We start from the raw sequence: 16,250 nt of genomic DNA, 5'->3' as shown, positions 1-16,250 counted from the left end.
ATGAATAACTCAATTAAACTCAAACGTAGACTGACTCAAACCCTTACTTACCTCTACTTGATTGGCCTATCGATCGTGATTATCTATCCACTGTTGATTACCATCATGTCAGCCTTTAAAGCAGGTAACGTCGCGGCCTTTAAACTCGATACTAACATCGACTTCAATTTTGATAACTTTAAAGGACTCTTTACTGAAACCCTATACGGTACTTGGTATCTCAACACTTTGATTATCGCCTTAATTACTATGGCTGTTCAAACAAGTATTATCGTACTTGCTGGTTATGCTTACAGCCGTTACAACTTCTTGGCTCGTAAACAAAGTTTGGTCTTCTTCTTGATTATCCAAATGGTGCCAACCATGGCCGCTTTGACAGCCTTCTTCGTTATGGCACTTATGTTGAACGCCCTTAACCACAGCTGGTTCCTCATCTTCCTCTACGTTGGTGGTGGTATCCCGATGAATGCTTGGCTCATGAAAGGTTACTTCGATACAGTGCCAATGTCTTTAGATGAATCTGCAAAACTAGACGGTGCAGGACACTTCCGCCGCTTCTGGCAAATTGTTCTTCCACTGGTTCGCCCAATGGTTGCCGTACAAGCTCTCTGGGCCTTCATGGGACCTTTCGGGGACTACATCCTCTCTAGTTTCTTGCTTCGTGAGAAAGAATACTTTACTGTTGCCGTAGGTCTCCAAACCTTCGTTAGCAATGCGAAGAACTTGAAGATTGCCTACTTCTCAGCAGGCGCTATCCTCATCGCCCTTCCAATCTGTATTCTCTTCTTCTTCCTACAAAAGAACTTTGTTTCAGGACTTACAAGTGGTGGCGACAAGGGATAATATATCCCCGCCACCCTTTTTCATTTTAAAACTTGTTACTGTAAAAATATCCTTGTAGCAAGCAATTTGTCTCCTAGACTTGAAATAAAGTACATTTCTCTATATAATAATACTCATATAGAAAACACCTTTTAGAAAGATACAAATGCTTCCATATCCATTTTCATATTTTTCAAGTATTTGGGGATTTCGTAAGCCCCTGTCCAAACGTTTCGGACTCAACTGGTTTCAGCTTCTCTTTACCAGTATCTTCCTTATCAGCTTATCTATGGTACCTATTGCCATCCAAAACAGCTCACAGGAGACTTATCCGCTAGAAACCTTTATCGATAATGTCTATGAACCATTGACAGATAAGGTTGTCCAGGATCTCTCTGAACACGCTACAATTGTTGATGGTAAATTAACTTATACTGGAACAGCTAGTCAAGAGCCTTCTATTGTGATCGGTCCAAGTCAAAGCAAGGAATTACCTAAGGACTTGCAACTGCATTTCGATACGAATGAGCTAGTCATCAGCAAAGAAAGTAAAGAACTGACCCGTGTCTCTTACCGAGCGATTGAGACTGAGAGTTTCAAAAGTAAAGACAGCTTGACCCAAGCCATTTCTAAAGACTGGTACCAGCAGAATCGTGTCTATATCAGTCTCTTTCTAGTTCTCGGTGCGAGCTTCCTCTTTGGTTTGAATTTCTTTATCGTCTCTCTAGGAGCGAGTCTTCTCCTTTATATCACTAAGAAATCACGCCTCTTTTCATTTAGGACCTTTAAAGAGTGCTACCATTTTATCTTGAACTGTTTAGGATTACCAACTCTGATTACACTTATTTTGGGACTCTTTGGCCAAAATATGTCAAACCTCATCACTGTACAAAACATTCTTTTTGTTCTGTATCTGGTCACTATCTTTTATAAAACGCATTTCCGTGATCCAGATTACCATAAATAGGAGATTTTTATGCCCGTTACGATTAAAGATGTGGCCAAGGCTGCTGGTGTTTCACCTTCAACCGTAACCCGTGTTATTCAAAATAAATCAACCATTAGCGACGAAACGAAAAAACGCGTTCGCAAGGCTATGAAGGAACTCAATTACCACCCCAACCTCAATGCTCGTAGTTTGGTAAGTAGCTATACCCAAGTTATCGGCTTGGTGCTTCCTGACGACTCAGATGCCTTCTATCAAAATCCTTTCTTCCCATCTGTCCTCCGTGGTATTGCCCAAGTCGCCTCTGAAAACCACTACGCCATTCAGATCGCGACAGGTAAAGACGCCAAAGAGCGACTCAAAGCTATTTCCCAGATGGTTTACGGCAAACGTGTAGATGGTTTGATTTTCCTCTATGCCCAAGAAGAGGACCCTTTGGTTAAGTTAGTAGCAGACGAGCAATTTCCTTTCCTTATCTTAGGTAAATCTCTATCTCCCTTCATTCCACTTGTCGATAATGACAATGTCCAAGCTGGTTTTGATGCGACAGAGTATTTCATCAAAAAAGGATGCAAGCGAATTGCCTTTATCGGAGGTACTAAGCGACTCTTCGTAACACAAGACCGTCTGACAGGTTACGAGCTAGCTCTAAAACAATACCAACTTCCTCTCGATACTAATCTGACTTACTTTGCTACTGAATTTCTTGAAGATAATGGTTATCGCTTTAGTAGACTTCTCTTCAAACACGATCCAAATATTGACGCTATTATTACCATTGATAGTCTCCTTGCTGCAGGGGTCTGTGATTACATCGCAAAACACCAACTGGATGTCCCTGTCCTCAGCTTCGACTCAGTCAATCCCAAGCTCAACTTGGCAGCCTATGTCGATATCAATAGTTTGGAGCTTGGTCGTGTTTCCTTTGAAACTATTCTCCAGATCATCAATGATGCTAAAAGCAATAAACAAATTTGTTATCGCCAGTTAATTGCCCACAAAATTATCGAAAAATAAAAACCAGCTCGCGCTGGTTTTTTAGTTACTAATTTTCTGTTTCAACGAATCGTCCCAAAATATGAACATTCTCTGATACAGAGACAAAGGCACCTGGATCCACCTGTTTCATAATCTGTTTAAATTCATTAAACTCTGCACGTGTAATGACAGTGATTAAAACTGCCTTTCTCTCGTGATTATAGGTTCCTTCTGCATCGTGGATCATGGTTGCTCCACGGTGCAATTTTTTATGTATTTTTTCAATTACCTTGTCTGGATGATTGGTCACAATCATGGCCTGCATGCGTTTTTGCTTAGTAAAGACAGCATCTGTCACACGGCTAGAGACAAAGATGGTAATCATAGAGTAGAGAGCGTATTTCCAACCAAAGGTCAAACCGGCTATCAGCATGATGGTCCCATTTACCAAGAAAGAAATACTACCGACATTCTTACCCGTTTTCTTGCGAATGGTCAGGCTGACAATATCTGTACCTCCACTGGAGATGTTGTTTCGAAGAGCGAAACCAATCCCCAAGCCCATGACAACACCCCCAAAAAGGGCATTGATAATCGGATCCTCCGTCAAGGTCGCCACAGGGACGAACTGGATAAAGAAAGAACTCATGGATACCGTGATAAAGGTAAAGACTGTGAACTTATGCCCAATCTGATACCAAGCCAAGACCATCAAAGGAAAATTAATGGCATAGAAAGTCAGCGAAATCGGAATGTGAAAACCAAACCAGTGATTACTCAAGGCAGAGATAATCTGTGCCAGACCTGTCGCACCACTCGAATATACATGCCCTGGTTGGAAAAAGAAATTGACCGCTACTGCTGATAAAAAACCATAGACCAGAGAGGCCGAAATCTTCTCGTCATACTTCTCACGAGAGATGCTTTGTAAGACACGTAAAATTTTTATCTGATGAGCAAAGCGGCGCAGATAATAGCGCCACCGCTTAATTCGTTTTGCTTGTTTCATCTTCTTCTACTTGTAAGCTGAGTTCCTCTAGTTGTTTGAGAGCTACTGTTGAAGGAGCTTGTGTCATTGGGTCAGTTGCCTTGTTGTTCTTAGGGAAGGCAATAACTTCACGAATATTTTCTTCTCCTGCTAAAAGCATGACAAAGCGGTCAAGCCCGATAGCCAAGCCACCGTGTGGTGGGAAACCATAGTCCATGGCTTCAAGAAGGAAGCCAAACTGGTCATTTGCTTCTTCTGCTGAGAAACCAAGAGCCTTGAACATGCGTTCTTGAAGGTCTTTTTGGTTGATACGAAGGCTACCACCACCAAGCTCATAACCGTTCAAGACGATATCGTAAGCAATGGCACGAACCTTAGCCAAATCGCCTTCTAATTCATGAGTAGTCTCTTCCTGTGGAAGAGTAAACGGATGGTGGGCGCTCATGTAGCGACCTTCTTCTTCAGACCATTCAAACATTGGCCAGTCAACCACCCAAAGGAAGTTGAATTTATCGTTATCAATCAAGCCAAGCTCTTTGGCAATACGTCCACGAAGGGCACCGAGTGTTGCATTGGCCACTTCAAGCGTATCCGCTACAAAGAGAACCAAGTCCTTATCTTCAAGAGCAAGCGCTGTTGTCAATTCTGCTTGGATGCCTGTCAAGAACTTGGCAACTGGTCCGTTTAATTCTCCATCAACCACCTTGACCCAAGAAAGACCTTTGGCACCATACTGTTTGGCTACTTCGGTCATCTTGTCGATGTCTTTACGTGAATAGTTGTCCGCAGCTCCTTTGACTACAATTGCTTTTACAGCAGGTGCTTCTGAAAAGACTTTAAAGTCTACACCTTTGACCACTGCTGTCAAATCCTGAAGCAACATGTCAAAACGGGTATCTGGCTTGTCAGAACCGTAAAGAGACATCGCATCATCGTATTTCATACGAGGGAATGGAAGCGTCACTTCGATGCCTTTAGTTTCCTTCATGACACGCGCAATCAAGCCTTCTGTGATATCTTGGATTTCTTGCTCAGTAAGGAAAGATGTTTCCAAGTCGACCTGGGTAAACTCAGGCTGGCGGTCACCACGCAAGTCCTCGTCACGGAAACATTTAACGATTTGGTAGTAACGGTCAAAACCAGCATTCATCAAGAGCTGTTTCGTGATTTGTGGACTTTGAGGAAGAGCGTAAAAATGCCCTTTATTAACACGAGATGGCACCAAATAGTCACGCGCCCCTTCAGGAGTTGACTTAGAAAGGAATGGTGTCTCCACGTCGATAAACTCCAACTCATCCAAGTAGTTGCGGATAGAGTGGGTCACCTTAGCACGAAGTTTAAGATTTTCCAACATTTCTGGACGACGAAGGTCAAGGTAACGGTAACGTAAACGTGTATCGTCATTGGCCTCAATCCCATCCTTAATCTCAAATGGGGTTGTCTTAGCTGTATTAAGCACTGTCAGAGCTGTCACGTTTAACTCAACTGCACCAGTTGGCAACTTATCATTGGCTTGCTCACGCGCAGCGACCTGTCCAGTCACCTCGATAACAAATTCGCTACGAAGGCTTTCAGCTGTTTCCATAATCTCTGCAGAGACTTTTTCAGGGTTGATAACCAACTGCATGATTCCTTCACGGTCACGAAGGTCGATAAAAATCAAACCACCAAGGTCACGACGACGGCCAACCCATCCTTTCAAGGTCATTTCTTGTCCGATGTGTTCCTCACGAACACGACCAGCATACATACTACGTTTCATGTTTTCTCTCCTCTTTTATTCTGTTACTATTTTACCATAAAAGCGCAGGCTCTTCATGAAAATCATCAGAAAAGTTTGCCAGTCTTTAAAAATCAAGTGAAGACTCTAAAAATTAACGCCAATACAAAAATCCGATGAAGTTCACCGGACTCTTTTATTTTGAATTTTTGCCTGCTTTACGCTTTTCAGCAATTTCGGCTGCCTTTCGAGGCAAGACAATTTCCGTTGTGTAGGCTGTCCCAAAGCGCAAGACACCTGCAATAGGGGCAAAAACAACTGCTAGATAGTTGTAGAAGAAATCGCCCTTGAAGGCATAAGCTAGCGCTCCAATGATGAAAAATAGAACGACTGCTTGAATCACTGCTAATAAAATTACTCGTTTCATGTGACCTCCTGACTCTATTATAGCATGAGAATCATCAAAAAGCTGACTAAATTATTCAAAGCGTGGAGAGAAATACTGTAGGCCAGACCTTTTCTGCTAATATAAGCCAAGCCCAAGCTAAAACCAAGACTAGTATAGACTAAAAATTGTTGCACATCACCTGGGAAATGAATCAAGGCAAACAGAAGACTGGATACCAGAAGAAAAATCAGAGTTTGTTTGCTATTGTCCTGCTTAGGAAAGAGATAGCGTGCCAACATCCCTCTAAAGATAAGTTCTTCCGTCAAAGGAGCAAAAATAACGACCGCAAAGAATGAGAAAAGTGGTTGAGACAAGGTCAAGTCTGTCGCTATTTGCTGATTTACTGAAGGATCATTTGGCAAGAAAAACTGGACAACCAGAGATAAGAACCAAACCAAGGCAGGAAGCCAAATAAATCGGTTGAAGCCACTCTTCTCAATACGAACAGGACCTTTCTGATACCATTTGTAAATGCCGTACACATAAACTCCAGCCAAGGCCACATAGAGCAAGGTCACAGCATAGGGTGAAGCGCCTAAGGCAAGCGACGTAGTCGCGAGCCCCTGAATGAAGCCATAGATGAATAAAAAGGATAGAATGGCTAGAAGAAACCAGCCAAGGTTTTTAAGTAGTTTCATTGATAACTCCTATCTTGCTTTATAGCTGTTTTTCAATACAAAGAGGTTTGCTATTCCTAACACAAGTACCCAGGCAAGTAACATACCGATATTAGAAAAAGATATTTCCCCACCTTTTTTATTTAAAAGATTTACAATTGGACCAATAAAAGAGTAATCCAACACTTTCTGAAGCGTATCATTTTGAAGAGCAATTATAGGTAAAAAAGAGACGATTAACATAGGAAAGATACTATAGACTTGCGCTTTAGATTGAGTATCTGACACTGCACCGATTAAAAGGTTGAGAAAAATAATACTAATAGTTGCTAGGATTAAATAGATAACATAGGCCAATAAGTAACTTGATAGATCTACTTTAAGATAGATGGGCAGTACAATCATAGCAAATAACATTATCAAAATAGGGAGAACAAGCATACTGAAAGTATATTCTGTTGCTGTCACACCACTTAGGATGAGTGATTTAAGATTGCGCTTTTCCTTATCTTCTGCCATCATAATCGATACCATATAACCACTTCCCATACTCAAGACCATCGTCAAACTCGAAGAGAGGAGAAACATACTCAATTCTCCATTCTTATTGAAGAATTCATTATATAGAACAGCTATTCCAAAAGGCATCAATAGAGTCGCCAACAAAGTTGAATTGCTGATAAGAACTTGCACTCTTAACCATAGTAGGGCATTTAATTTTCTAAACATCTAACTTTTCTCCTGTCAATCTGATAAAGATTTCTTCTAAAGTTGGCTCACAAGAGTGAACCACCATCAAATCTGTCGTGTCTAAATGTGGTAATTCATCAAATGGAACTATCTGTTCTCGTCCGTCGTTATAAACCACACGTACTTTCTTATCCACATGGTACTTCTGGATAATATCTTGCGGACTTCCATACTCTATTAAGTTCCCCTTATTCAAAAGAGATAAGCGATCACAAAGCAGAGTTGCTTCATTCATATCGTGCGTGGTCAGAAAGATAGTTGTCCCCGCCTGCTTTAATTCTTGAAGTAGGTTATGAATCATCTTGGATGTTGTAGGGTCTAAGCCACTGGTTGGCTCATCTAGAAAGAGAATCTTAGGAGCATTCAGAAGGGCACGAGCCAAGAACATTCGTTGTTTCATTCCTGTAGATAATTTTTCTGCGATAATATCTTTAGCATCTGCCAATCCAACCTGTTGGAGCACCTGATTTACTCTATCTGACTTGAGACCATATAACTTAGCATAGATGAGAAGATTTTTGTAAAGACTCATCTTTTCATAAAAACCACTGCCATCACTAACAATACCAATTTGTTCCAAATCATTTGAGGTTAAATCTTGAGAATTCTTGCCTAACAAAATTGTGTTACCTTGATCTGCAGCCAACTGACCTGTTAAGACATTGATCATGGTTGTTTTACCTGAGCCAGAAGGTCCAAGAAAACCAAAGATTTCGCCCTCCTTAATCTCAAAAGAAATCTGATGAAGAGCTTTTTTGCTCCCAAAACTTTTGCTTACATTTTCAACACGAATCATAGAAACTCCTTTATTTAAAATAACGTTTCACCATAGGCAACTGCATCACACCGATATAAATATGGATCACTCCTACCAGCAAGAAAGCTAGTAACTGAATCTCTCCTGTCAAGACAGAAATGAAAAAAAGAAAAATATATAAGACTGGTAAGACATACTGATTTAATTGGAATAAAATCCGAAAACTCTGTTCCAAATTAGCCTGACGCTCCCCTTCATCATAAGAATTAATATAGTTCAAGATATCCTTTGGTGTAGAGAAAAGAGCCAAATCAAACTGACGAACAATCGCAATTGTTTTAGAAAGATATTTTTGACTCTGCAAGAACAGCACTAATGCCAAAAAGGAAAGGGAAAATGTTATACGACTTACATCGAGTACAATTACTTCACTACCTGAGATGACAAGAGCCAATAAAATCGCTACACTTGTAATATTAGAAGTAATGGTTCCAAACTCGAGATTCCGATACATTTGCACATAATAGGTTTCATTCAGATCATCATCTATTTCCTCTTGATACAAGGAGTGAAATTTTCTGCTTTTCTTTAAGAAATTGAACGTCAAAAGAATACCAACAAAACCTAATAGTAAACCAATAGCTGATATCCAGGGTAGCAAGACTTTTACATCTAACATAATTCCATGGGATTCGGCACCAGCCTTCGATATATCTACAAATATGTACAAGAAAGCTCCCGAGACAACAGACATCAAAAATAATAACAATCCACGTTTCTTTTTCATATTCATTCTCCTTTTTCACTCGCTAAATTGTTTGCTTTCTTTTCAATCCAGTCAACGACTGGGATAAGAGCAAAGTAGGCCCAAACAAATTGGTTACTTTGATATGGATTAAACCAGCCTAAGTCTATCCCAATCAATAGAAACACGCTGACTAATAGAACTGTGACCACTACATAATAAATCACTTTATACTTGTTCATCACTCGTCCTCCTCCAAGCGAAATACCGATTCGACTGTTTCGTTGAAAATTTGAGATATTTTCAGGGCAATGATAATGGACGGGGTGTACTCATCCCGTTCTAGTAGGCTAACGGTCTGTCTGGAAACCCCTGCCAGCTTGGCTAGGTCGGTTTGATTGAGACCATCGCGAGCCCGAAGCTCTTTTAGACGATTTTTAAGCATTCCTTTCTCCTTTTCTCTTAACTTGCTTACATTGTAACACATCTTTTTCTTTTTGACAAGTATATTTGTCAAAAAGTTTATGATTTTTGTCATTTTGCAAAAGAAAAAGGTCAGAATTAGGTTCCTGACCAGTTTATCTATCATTAAAATCCTAGTTTTTCAAAGATTTCTGAGAAGTTTTGACTGATTGCTTCAAGTGATACTTGCACTTCTTCTCGGGTTTGATTATTCTTAACTGTAACTTGTCCGCTTTCGACTTCACTCTCTCCTAGGGTGATGAGAGTCTTAGCCGCAAAGACATCAGCTGACTTGAATTGAGCTTTGAGTTTACGATTGAGGTAATCACGCTCTGCTTTGAATCCTTGTTGGCGAAGAGCCTGTACCAATTCCAAGGCCTTGACATTTGCCCCTTCACCCAAGACTGCTATATAGACATCTAGGGCGTTTTCGATAGGGAGAGCCACACCTTGCTTTTCAAGAATGAGAAGCAGACGCTCTACACCAAGTCCAAAACCAAAGCCAGCAGTTTCAGGGCCTCCAAAGTAAGAAACCAAACCATCGTAACGACCACCCGCACAGACTGTCAGGTCATTGCCCTCAATCTCAGTGATAAACTCGAAAATCGTGTGGTTATAGTAGTCCAGACCACGCACCATATTGGTATCGATGATATAGTCTACTCCAAGATTTTCCAACATCTGACGGACAGCATCAAAATGAGCGTGGCTTTCTTCATCAAGGAAGTCCAAGATAGACGGCGCATTCTCCACTGCCACCTTGTCTTCTTTTTCCTTAGAGTCCAAGACACGGAGAGGATTTTCCTCCAAGCGACGTTGGCTATCCTTAGACAAGGCCTCCTTGAGCGGTGTCAAATAGTCAATCAAGGCTTGACGGTAGGCCGCACGGCTCTCAGGATTTCCAAGCGTGTTGAGGTGCAATTTGACACCTTGGATACCGATTTCTTTCAAGAAATGGGCTGCCATCGCAATCGTTTCCACATCGGTAGCTGGATTGCTAGAACCAAAACACTCAACCCCAATCTGGTGGAATTGGCGCAAGCGCCCTGCCTGTGGACGCTCATAACGGAACATAGGTCCCATATAATAGAACTTACTTGGCTTTTGCACTTCTGGTGCGAAGAGTTTATTTTCCACATAGGAACGGACAACGGGCGCAGTTCCTTCTGGACGAAGTGTGATATGACGGTCACCCTTATCATAGAAATCGTACATTTCCTTGGTTACGATATCGGTTGTATCTCCGACAGAGCGGCTGATGACCTCATAGTGCTCAAAAATAGGTGTGCGCACTTCCGCATAGTTATAGCGCTTGAAAATCTCACGGGCAAAGCCCTCAACATACTGCCACTTGGCAGACTCAGCAGGCAAGATATCCTGCGTTCCTTTTGGTTTTTGTAATTTCATAGGGAATCCTCTTTAAACTTAATAGTCTTATTTTACCATAAATAGAGGGATTAAAACAGTGAGAGTAGAAAATCTCAAAAGACTCTTTTCAGAAAATTCATCAAAAACTTGCCAAATTGTCAGAATTATGAGAAAATAGAGGATATTTATCACGTGGAGGGACTGTAATGAGAGAGGATATCAAAATCAATGACCGCGCTTTAGCCTTGCAAGACCAAATTATCGAAAAACTAGAGAAGGTTTTTGATACAGATGTGGAATTGGATGTTTACAATCTAGGGCTGATTTATGAAATTAATCTAGACGAAACGGGGATCTGTAAGATTGTCATGACCTTCACCGATACTGCCTGCGATTGTGCCGAAAGCCTGCCTATCGAAATCGTTGCAGGTTTGAAACAAATCGAGGGCATCGAAGATGTCAAGGTTGAAGTTACCTGGTCGCCTGCTTGGAAGATTACACGAATCAGTCGCTACGGCCGCATTGCCCTTGGATTGCCACCTCGTTAAGCAGGAAAATTACTTTTGAAGATTAAAAAAAGCAAGCCGAAGTTGGCTTGCTTTTTGATACTCAATGAAAATCAAAGAGCAAACTAGGAAACTAGCCGCAGGTTGCTCAAAGCACTGCTTTGAGGTTGTAAATAGAACTGACGAAGTCAGTAACATATATACGGCAAGGCGACGTTGACGTGGTTTGAAGAGATTTTCGAAGAGTATGAGTTTATTTTTTACCTGACTTGTCCATATTCCAGAAGTCTGTCACGGCTCCGCGTGAAGCAGATGATACGATATGGGCATATTTACCGAGGACACCACGACTGTAAAGTGGTGGCAAGGTTGTTTCTGCCTTACGTTTTTCAAGTTCTTCTTCAGATACAGCCATGGAAATTTCTTTGGTATCTTGGTCAACCGTAACGATATCGCCTGTACGAAGGTAGGCAATTGGTCCACCATCCTGAGCTTCAGGAGCGATATGTCCAACAACCAGACCATAAGTACCACCAGAGAAACGACCATCTGTCAAGAGGGCAACCTTATCTCCCTGACCTTTACCAACAATCATTGATGAAAGTGATAGCATCTCAGGCATACCAGGACCACCCTTAGGCCCAACGAAACGAACAACGACTACATCGCCATCAACGATTTCATCTGTCAGAACGGCCTGAATAGCATCTTCTTCTGAGTCAAAAACCTTAGCCGGTCCAACGTGACGACGCACTTTAACACCTGACACCTTGGCAACCGCGCCATCAGGGGCAAGATTCCCGTTCAAGATGATAAGCGGACCGTCCGCACGTTTTGGATTTTCAAGTGGCATGATAACTTTTTGACCTGGTGTGAGATCTGCAAAGTCAGCTAAGTTCTCAGCAACTGTCTTACCAGTACATGTGATGCGGTCACCATGAAGGAAACCATTTGCCAAGAGATATTTCATAACCGCAGGGACACCACCAACTTCGTAGAGGTCTTGGAAGACATACTGACCAGATGGCTTCAAATCAGCCAAGTGAGGCACACGCTCTTGGATCGTATTGAAGTCCTCAAGTGTCAAGTCAACATTGGCCGCATGGGCAATAGCAAGCAAGTGAAGAGTGGCGTTTGTAGAACCACCGAGAGCCATAGTTACAGTGATAGCATCTTCAAAGGCTTCACGAGTCAAAATATCTGATGGCTTAAGACCAAGTTCCAACATCTTAACAACAGCACGTCCTGCTGCTTCGATATCTTCTTTCTTATCAGCTGATTCAGCTGGGTGAGATGAAGATCCTGGCAAACTCATACCGAGAACTTCGATAGCAGTCGCCATGGTATTAGCAGTGTACATACCACCACAGCCACCAGGGCCAGGGCAGGCATTACATTCGAGACGTTTCACGTCCTCAGCTGTCATATCACCGTGGTTCCATTTTCCGATCCCCTCAAAGACAGAAACCAAGTCAATGTCTTTGCCATCAAGATTTCCCGGTGCAATGGTTCCACCATAGGCAAAAATAGCTGGAATATCCATATTGGCAATGGCAATCATAGAACCAGGCATGTTCTTGTCACAGCCACCAATAGCGACGAAGGCATCTACGTTGTGACCACCCATTGCCGCCTCGATAGAGTCTGCGATGATATCACGAGATGTCAAAGAGAAACGCATACCAGGCGTTCCCATGGCAATCCCGTCCGCTACAGTGATAGTCCCAAACTGCACAGGCCAAGCACCTGCCGATTTGACACCTTCTTTGGCTAATTTCCCAAAGTCATGCAAGTGGATATTACATGGTGTATTTTCCGCCCAAGTCGAAATCACTCCTACAATCGGTGTTTCAAAGTCCTTATCTGTCATACCAGTCGCACGAAGCATGGCACGGTTAGGTGATTTTACCATACTGTCATAAATGCTACTGCGGTGACGTTTATCTAATTCAGTCATTTGTTCCCTCCCATTTCAGTTTTTACTATTATAGCACATTTCAAAGGCAATGAACAGAAGAAAATTCTTGAATTTTCAGAAAATTCGATTAATTTACTTAATGACCTTCTAATTTTTTCATCTTTTTTTGTCAAGTAACTTTACTTTACAAAAAAAATGTGTTATCCTAGTATGGTTGATGAAAATCAGTAGATTGAATCGAATATAAATACCTAAAGGAGAAATCAAAATGGCAGTACCTGCACGTCGCACTTCAAAAGCGAAGAAAAACAAACGTCGTACACACTACAAAGTAACAGCTCCATCTGTAAACTTTGACGAAACTACTGGAGATTACTCACGTTCTCACCGTGTATCACTTAAAGGATACTACAAAGGACGTAAAATCGCTAAAGCTGCATCAGCTGAATAATAGAAGGGAGATACCATGCGCGTAAATATTACACTTGAACACAAAGAATCTGGTGAACGCTTGTACCTTACTTCTAAAAACAAACGTAACACTCCAGACCGTCTTCAATTGAAGAAATACTCACCAAAACTTCGCAAACACGTTGTGTTTACAGAAGTGAAATAATAGATCATTCCGTTTCATGACTTACACCCTATTAGTTAGACAAAAAATATCTAGCTGATGGGGTGTTTTTATTATGAAATTAACTTATGATGATAAAGTTCAGATCTATGAACTTAGAAAACAAGGATATAACTTAGAGAAGCTTTCAAATAAATTTGGGATAAATAATTCTAATCTTAGGTATATGATTAAATTGATTGATCGTTACGGAATAGAGTTCGTCAAAAAAGGAAAAAATCGTTACTCTTCCCCTGATTTAAAACAAGAAATGATTCATAAAGTCTTACATGAAGGCTGGACTAAAGATAGAGTTTCTCTTGAATACGACCTCCCAAGTCGTACGATACTTCTTAACTGGCTAGCACAATACAAGAAAAACGGGTATACTATTGTTGAGAAAACAAGAGGGAGAGTACCTAAAATGGGACGTAAGCCAAAAAAGCTGTTCGAGTTAGCTCAGACAGCTTTAAAGATACTCACTTAATCAGAGGTATGACTTTGTGGCACCTGACTTGATAATTGGGGAAAATGACTTTTCAGAATAATTTTAAAATGTTAGTATTTAGACATAGTTTTCGTTTACACAGCTATTTTCGTGAACTTAGGTAAAAAAAATGTTATAATCTATAATATAGAATACGAATTTTCGTTTTCAAGGAGGTCAGTTATGCTATTGGAGTTTGTATTTAATAATTGCTACTCATACAAAGATGAAGCATATTTCTCAATGGAAGCCGTTAAGAAAACTCGCAAAAATAATGAGTTTGCATCTTTTAATGGTCATAGAATTTTAAAAAGTGCTATTATTTTTGGGCCAAATGCTTCAGGGAAAAGTAATTTAATGAAATCTCTCAGAACGTTTCAAAATTTAGTTTTAAAAGATGATAAACTAAAAAATCCATTTCCAACTTACGCTAATAATCCTGATAGTATTAATTTCGAGATAACAATCTTAATAGAAGAAACTATATATAAATATTCAGTTTCCTATTGCTCTGATGAAATAATTGAGGAGCATCTAGAAATAGAAGAGGGAAATGAGTTTGTGACATATTTCCATCGTATTAAAGGAAATTATGAGGTTATACCGAGAGAATTGGTACTGCTACAGAACAAAACACGAATGGATAGCTTATTTTTAATCACTGGAAAGGCATTTAATGATCATCACTGCTTAAATGTGTTTCGTTGGTTTAGAAATAATTTAATTTTTATCTCTCGAGAGGTCCCGCCTGTTTTCGATCATCTTTTTAAGTTACAAAAAGATAAAAAAAGGAAGAAAAAATTAATTAATTTTTTACAAGCTGCCGATTTCAATATTGTAGATTTCGAAGTTCTTCAATCTAATGTTACAATTCCAGATGAGATAAAACAGCTATTTAAATCTACAGATGACTTCACAGAGTTTCAAACAAAGATTAAACATAGAGATCATGATGGAGAAACTTTCGATTTATCAGTTAGTCAAGAGTCTGATGGTACTAAAAAAATGATTGCGTTATCAACTATATTATTAACTTTAAACAATAGTACTATTTTTATAGATGAATTTGACGATTCATTTCATCTAGGTTTATCAAAAGCACTTGTTGATGTATTTAACTCAGATGAAAATTCGAACCAAGTAATTTTAACGAGTCATGAATTAGAGCTAATGGATGCTGGCTTCAAAAAAGAACAGATTTATTTCACAGACAGAAGTGCTGATGGAGCAACAGAACTATATTCTGTTTACGATTTTAAATCCGAAGTAAATAGACAAGATTATTCTTATGTAAAAAGATACAATAAAGGTTTATTTGGTGCTGTCCCTGAAATTCTTGTTGGGAAATTAAAGGAAATTATTAAAGGGGATTAATACTATGGGTAGAAGAAGAAGTCAGGAGAGGAAAAATCCACCTCAAATAAAACTTTATACAGAAGGGGAAACAGAAAAAATTTATTTTGATGCTCTAAGATCTATTGTTGGTATTAAAGGTGGAATAAGCTATTCTGCTAAGCAAGTAAATAAGCAGGGATTGGATTTGTTTTATTATGTAAAAAGGTGTTATACAAGGCATAACTTTGAAACATCTCCTGTCAAAATTGTATTAGTTATCGATAAAGATAATACTTCATCTGAAGAACTTACTACCTTAAAAAGTCTTTGTGAAGAAAACAATTATGAACTCGTTTTTTGTAATAAATGTTTTGAATTATGGCTATTGTTACATTATGAAAGAGTGACTAGAGCTTTAGATGCTAAACAATTAATTGATCAATTAGAACATCATTTATCTAAAGAATATATAAAAACAGATAAAAAAACAATAACTGTTATTTCTAGGTCATACGCACAAGCTCTGTTAAATAGTGATCATATGGCTTCCATTGTAAATAACTTTGATATAAATCCATATACAAATGTTAATAGATTTTTAAGAACTTTTTTTGATATTTGAAAACGATGATAAAAAGCATGTACTGACCCCAAAAAGTTAGACAATTAATTTATCCGAAGGATTTAGTTCTGTATTGCACAGGACTGAGTCTTTTTAGTTTTACCTTAATTCGTTTGTTGTTGTAGTAATCAATATAGTCTACAATGGCTTGTTCCAATTGCTTAAGCG

Annotated in this window: 20 protein-coding genes and 1 pseudogene; 9 read left to right on the top strand and 12 right to left on the bottom strand. The window is 39.7% G+C overall.

Annotated elements, in window-relative coordinates; genetic code table 11:
* The 3 genes from N8M95_RS08325 (at position 1) to N8M95_RS08315 (ending at position 2,785) form a co-directional block, all read left to right on the top strand.
* Complete coding sequence (locus N8M95_RS08325; RefSeq protein WP_020902368.1) at positions 1 to 843, top strand: sugar ABC transporter permease; 843 nt, start codon at positions 1 to 3, stop codon at positions 841 to 843.
* A 145-nt stretch (positions 844 to 988) separates the two neighbouring features.
* Complete coding sequence (locus N8M95_RS08320; protein ID WP_020903392.1) at positions 989 to 1,789, top strand: DUF1189 domain-containing protein; 801 nt, start codon at positions 989 to 991, stop codon at positions 1,787 to 1,789.
* 9 nt (positions 1,790 to 1,798) lie between these two features.
* On the top strand, positions 1,799 to 2,785 hold the full coding sequence (locus N8M95_RS08315) for a LacI family DNA-binding transcriptional regulator (RefSeq protein WP_001145419.1): 987 nt from the start codon (positions 1,799 to 1,801) through the stop codon (positions 2,783 to 2,785).
* A gap of 28 nt (positions 2,786 to 2,813) precedes the next feature.
* Here N8M95_RS08315 and N8M95_RS08310 read toward each other — a convergent pair whose 3' ends face one another.
* The 10 genes from N8M95_RS08310 to hisS form a co-directional block, all read right to left on the bottom strand.
* Entirely contained in the window at positions 2,814 to 3,755 is a 942-nt protein-coding gene (locus tag N8M95_RS08310; RefSeq protein ID WP_000806276.1) for a YitT family protein, read from the bottom strand.
* Positions 3,733 to 5,496 (bottom strand): aspartate--tRNA ligase, encoded by a 1,764-nt coding sequence (gene aspS, locus N8M95_RS08305; RefSeq protein WP_261116999.1) that lies wholly within the window; start codon positions 5,494 to 5,496, stop codon positions 3,733 to 3,735. The genes N8M95_RS08310 and aspS overlap by 23 nt, the downstream gene beginning before the upstream one ends.
* Before the next feature lie 154 nt (positions 5,497 to 5,650).
* Positions 5,651 to 5,881: a hypothetical protein gene (locus N8M95_RS08300; protein WP_000832184.1), complete on the bottom strand. Its 231-nt coding sequence runs from the start codon at positions 5,879 to 5,881 to the stop codon at positions 5,651 to 5,653.
* A 17-nt stretch (positions 5,882 to 5,898) separates the two neighbouring features.
* Positions 5,899 to 6,540 carry a CPBP family intramembrane glutamic endopeptidase gene (locus N8M95_RS08295; protein ID WP_261116998.1) on the bottom strand — a complete coding sequence of 214 codons (642 nt, stop codon included), beginning with the start codon at positions 6,538 to 6,540 and terminating at the stop codon, positions 5,899 to 5,901.
* A gap of 9 nt (positions 6,541 to 6,549) precedes the next feature.
* Positions 6,550 to 7,248, bottom strand: a complete 699-nt coding sequence (locus N8M95_RS08290) for an ABC transporter permease (protein ID WP_045610929.1) — start codon at positions 7,246 to 7,248, stop codon at positions 6,550 to 6,552.
* On the bottom strand, positions 7,241 to 8,065 hold the full coding sequence (locus N8M95_RS08285; protein ID WP_084930519.1) for an ABC transporter ATP-binding protein: 825 nt from the start codon (positions 8,063 to 8,065) through the stop codon (positions 7,241 to 7,243). Before N8M95_RS08285 ends, N8M95_RS08290 begins: the two co-directional genes overlap by 8 nt.
* A gap of 10 nt (positions 8,066 to 8,075) precedes the next feature.
* A complete protein-coding gene (locus N8M95_RS08280; RefSeq protein ID WP_084930518.1) occupies positions 8,076 to 8,819 on the bottom strand; it encodes a DUF3169 family protein in 744 nt (247 codons plus the stop codon).
* A complete protein-coding gene (locus N8M95_RS08275; protein WP_084930517.1) occupies positions 8,816 to 9,013 on the bottom strand; it encodes a hypothetical protein in 198 nt (65 codons plus the stop codon). Before N8M95_RS08275 ends, N8M95_RS08280 begins: the two co-directional genes overlap by 4 nt.
* Positions 9,013 to 9,216: a helix-turn-helix transcriptional regulator gene (locus N8M95_RS08270; RefSeq protein WP_061425778.1), complete on the bottom strand. Its 204-nt coding sequence runs from the start codon at positions 9,214 to 9,216 to the stop codon at positions 9,013 to 9,015. Before N8M95_RS08270 ends, N8M95_RS08275 begins: the two co-directional genes overlap by 1 nt.
* Before the next feature lie 143 nt (positions 9,217 to 9,359).
* Positions 9,360 to 10,640, bottom strand: coding sequence for a histidine--tRNA ligase (hisS, locus tag N8M95_RS08265; RefSeq protein ID WP_261116997.1), 1,281 nt, complete (start codon positions 10,638 to 10,640; stop codon positions 9,360 to 9,362).
* 167 nt (positions 10,641 to 10,807) lie between these two features.
* Here hisS and N8M95_RS08260 point away from each other — a divergent pair, with 167 nt between their 5' ends.
* Positions 10,808 to 11,149, top strand: a complete 342-nt coding sequence (locus tag N8M95_RS08260; RefSeq protein WP_261116996.1) for a metal-sulfur cluster assembly factor — start codon at positions 10,808 to 10,810, stop codon at positions 11,147 to 11,149.
* A 211-nt stretch (positions 11,150 to 11,360) separates the two neighbouring features.
* On the opposite strand, the gene ilvD is transcribed toward N8M95_RS08260, so the two are convergent.
* Positions 11,361 to 13,064 (bottom strand): dihydroxy-acid dehydratase, encoded by a 1,704-nt coding sequence (ilvD, locus tag N8M95_RS08255; protein WP_247933160.1) that lies wholly within the window; start codon positions 13,062 to 13,064, stop codon positions 11,361 to 11,363.
* A gap of 229 nt (positions 13,065 to 13,293) precedes the next feature.
* Between ilvD and rpmF the strand changes: the two genes are divergently transcribed.
* From rpmF to N8M95_RS08230, 5 genes and pseudogenes are all read left to right on the top strand, one after another.
* Positions 13,294 to 13,476: a 50S ribosomal protein L32 gene (rpmF, locus tag N8M95_RS08250; RefSeq protein ID WP_000290417.1), complete on the top strand. Its 183-nt coding sequence runs from the start codon at positions 13,294 to 13,296 to the stop codon at positions 13,474 to 13,476.
* 15 nt (positions 13,477 to 13,491) lie between these two features.
* Positions 13,492 to 13,641: a 50S ribosomal protein L33 gene (gene rpmG, locus N8M95_RS08245; RefSeq protein WP_001265622.1), complete on the top strand. Its 150-nt coding sequence runs from the start codon at positions 13,492 to 13,494 to the stop codon at positions 13,639 to 13,641.
* Positions 13,642 to 13,714: 73 nt separating this feature from the next.
* Positions 13,715 to 14,092: pseudogene (locus N8M95_RS08240) on the top strand (IS3-like element ISSpn11 family transposase); the annotation flags it as partial.
* Between the two features lie 216 nt (positions 14,093 to 14,308).
* Positions 14,309 to 15,499, top strand: coding sequence for an AAA family ATPase (locus N8M95_RS08235; protein ID WP_261116995.1), 1,191 nt, complete (start codon positions 14,309 to 14,311; stop codon positions 15,497 to 15,499).
* Positions 15,500 to 15,503: 4 nt separating this feature from the next.
* A complete protein-coding gene (locus tag N8M95_RS08230) occupies positions 15,504 to 16,082 on the top strand; it encodes an RloB family protein (RefSeq protein ID WP_261116994.1) in 579 nt (192 codons plus the stop codon).
* Between the two features lie 49 nt (positions 16,083 to 16,131).
* Here N8M95_RS08230 and N8M95_RS08225 read toward each other — a convergent pair.
* A partial coding sequence (locus N8M95_RS08225) for an IS3 family transposase (RefSeq protein WP_261117019.1) occupies positions 16,132 to 16,250 on the bottom strand: 119 nt, incomplete at its 5' end.

This window comes from Streptococcus mitis (assembly GCF_946190325.1).
Taxonomy (GTDB): Bacteria; Bacillota; Bacilli; order Lactobacillales; family Streptococcaceae; genus Streptococcus; species Streptococcus mitis_CF.
The sequence above is the reverse complement of the archived record's forward strand: the minus strand, read 5'-3'. Positions and strand labels throughout refer to the sequence as shown.